The 2,925-nt window shown below is 62.5% G+C and carries 2 protein-coding genes and 1 pseudogene; 1 reads left to right on the top strand and 2 read right to left on the bottom strand.

Going from position 1 to position 2,925, the window contains the following annotated elements:
• Nucleotides 1–101: 101 nt before the first annotated feature.
• Nucleotides 102–527, bottom strand: a pseudogene (locus tag FM110_RS10030) (helix-turn-helix domain-containing protein); the annotation flags it as partial.
• A 44-nt stretch (nt 528–571) separates the two neighbouring features.
• Here FM110_RS10030 and FM110_RS14315 point away from each other — a divergent pair.
• On the top strand, nt 572–718 hold the full coding sequence (locus tag FM110_RS14315; protein WP_006822818.1) for a hypothetical protein: 147 nt from the start codon (nt 572–574) through the stop codon (nt 716–718).
• 182 nt (nt 719–900) lie between these two features.
• On the opposite strand, the gene dld is transcribed toward FM110_RS14315, so the two are convergent.
• Nucleotides 901–2,616: a D-lactate dehydrogenase gene (dld, locus tag FM110_RS10025; protein WP_013161533.1), complete on the bottom strand. Its 1,716-nt coding sequence runs from the start codon at nt 2,614–2,616 to the stop codon at nt 901–903.
• Nucleotides 2,617–2,925: the final 309 nt, after the last annotated feature.

The raw sequence follows: 2,925 nt of genomic DNA, 5'->3' as shown, positions 1-2,925 counted from the left end.
GTGGAAGGGGTGCTCGTACTTGGACCAGTAGTCCCGGCACCCGGCCAGCCGCCAGATCCCTGCTCGAGACCGGCGGGTTCAGACCCCGACTACACCCTGGATTCGGATGAGCCGGTTTCGCTGGGTTGGTCTGCTTCGAACCGGTGGATGCTGCTTTTGGGGCGCTTCTTCGGTTCTGGGGTGATCAGGTCTGCTTTGTGCAGGATCCGGCGGATCGTGGAGGTCGACGGGGCGCGCGGGTGTTCGTGTTCGAGGTGCCAGGCGATGGTGACCGGGCCAGCGTCCAGTCCGGAGTCCGTGAGGACGCGACGCAGGGCCAGGATGCGGGCTCGCACGGGTTCGGCGGTGGCGGCACTGTTGCTGCGGGGGCGCCGACTTCGGGGCTCGATCGCGTCCCAACCGCCCTGTTCGTATCGTCGGATCAGTTCGTGGACCCATCGCCAGGACACCCGGTAGCGGCGGGCGACCTCGGCCTGCGTTTGCTGCCGCTGCGTGACGGCCAGAACAATCAGACGCGCTTTAGACATCCCTCATCGTCACGGACCACTATGAACGATGTCCCGACTCACCTATGAACGATGTCCTGAACCTACACACCTTCAGCTCCACCAATATGTTCAGGCAATGTGTTTCAGCAATAGCCTCCGGGCTCGTCGATGTGGCCGGTGGCGAGGATTTCGCCGGTGTGCCGGCCGTCGCGGGTCAGCTGACGGCGTGAGGCGATGACCCGTTCTCGGACCGGGCGCGGCCCTCGCCGCCACGCGATTCTATGGCCTGCCCAGCCTCTGACCGATGTCTCGACTCATCCGTCCCGGTGGACCTAGGGAGTCGAGCCCTAGGTCCACCCGAGATGGATAAGACATCGCTCAGGCTCTCACGGCGTCGCGCTACCTTGGGGACTTAGGCCCAGTCCTTGTGCGGCGACGTACCGCCGATACCGGCGTTGAACGTATTCGTCGGATCGAGCTCCTTGAAGTGCTCTTCCATGGACTCCGGCAGCTTGTAGATGCGACCGTAGTTGTGCTCGGCGGGCAGCTTCGCGCCGCGCTCCTCCAGCAGGTGCTGGATGCGGTCGTGCAGCGCCTCGGGATCCACGCCCTGCTTGGCGACATAGTCCTGGTGCATCACATGGCAGAAGAAGTGCCCGTAATACGCCTTGACCTCAAGCTGGTCGTCGATCTCCTCCGGCAGCACCTCGAGCCAGTTCCAATCGTCGCGACGCAGGGCCACATCGATGGGGATGAGCCCTGCGATGTGCCGGCGCTTCAACGCGGCGTAGCGAGTGGCGGCACTGGCCGCGCCGAACCGGTTGAGCGACGCGCTCTTTTCTTCATCAGACGTGCAGATGAAGAACTCACCAGTGTGCTCGGGCTCTGCGAAGAACTCCTTGAGCATCTTCTCGCTCGCGGCCTTCTGCGACTCGCTGACGGTGAGCAGCAGGTGATGCTCGAAACGGTTGCGGTACTCCATCATGCGCTTGGGCAGCTGGTTGGGCAGCACGCTGAACATGGCTTGCGATACCGTGTCGGCGAAGGTCGGACCAATGCCGGGAATCTTCGAGAACAAGCCGTTGGCCCACGTCTTGAACGAGAACATGCGCGTCTGCAGCGCTGGACTCATGAACTTCAGGAAGACGAAGGTGTCTTTGCCGTACTTCTCGGCCAAGTCGAAGGCACTGCGGCCCATGTACTCACCAGAGATAGGCAGCGGCATGTCGGCTTCGAGGAACAACCGACGGATCTCTTCGAGCTCGTGCGTGTTGTTCGTGCCGATGTAAAACACGGTCGGGTGCACTTCGCGAGGGAAGGTGCGGGTGCGCACCGCGAACACCATCAGCTTGCCGGCCGAGCCGGAAGCCTCGAACAGGTACTCGGGGTTCGCATTGTAGCGAGCAGGCGAAGGCACGATCTTGCGCAAGTGCTCGGCGTACTCGGTCTCGTTCGAGTCTTCGGGAGCTGGGGTGACATCCTCGGGAGACCACTCGCCGCGCTGTAGACGGTCGAGTGCGACCTCAGGGTCGTCTCCGAGCGAGATGCCCAGGTGATTGACCAGCTCGACCTTGCCGTCGTCGTTGACGCGGGCGAAGATCGCTTCGCGCGTGAATGCCGGACCCTTGCGAATCTGGCTGCCGCCCGAGTTGTTCGCGATGCCGCCGATGACCGAGGCGCCGATTGATGTCGACCCGATCACCGAGTGCGGCTCGCGCTGGTGCTTGGCGAGCGCGTCGGTCAGGTGTGTCAGCGGGGTGCCCGCGAGCGAGATCGCCTCGCGCGCGTCGTTGATGAGGTGCACCTCATCGATGCGGTGAGTCGAGATGATCACAATGGGGCGATCGTAGTCTTGGAAGCCGGGGCCGGATCCACCAGTCAGGCCCGTGTTCGATGCCTGCGGGATGACGATGAGGTTGTTGTCGACGGATACCTGCAGCGCCCGCCACATCTCGACCAGCGTGCCGGGGCGCACCACGGCGAAGACTGGTCCTCCGCCGAATCGATAGCCTTTGCTGAATGGCATCGTGGCACGCTCAGAGGTCAGTACATGTTCGTCGCCGACGATTCTCTTGAACGCATCGATCGCTTCGTGCGAAGTCGTGGTGGTCTGTCCTGGTTGCGTCATCTCTAAGCTTCCTATATTCAGTTGCATCACAAGCGCGTCATGATGCTGAGGGGATGTCGCCTTGATCCGAGCTAGTCCGCGGTCGTTCATTTTTTGATGGGCGGGGAAACGAGCCAGGGGGACGACGTCTGCGACCGTCTGCCCGGAAGCTCGCTACGGCGTCCAAGGAGTGTGCGTGTGCGTATGCATGTGCATACGCGCATCCTCATTGTAGAAGATGCGCATCAGATAGTTTCGGACCGCGGTACTTTCGGGGCTCTTCGCAGATGAGGGTGTAGAAGCTGACGGCGCGGCGGTGTCGGGATCGAA

This window comes from Brachybacterium nesterenkovii (assembly GCF_900163655.1).
Lineage (GTDB): Bacteria > Actinomycetota > Actinomycetes > Actinomycetales > Dermabacteraceae > Brachybacterium > Brachybacterium nesterenkovii.
Note: the sequence above shows the minus strand (reverse complement) of the source record. Positions and strands in the feature narration are given on the sequence as shown.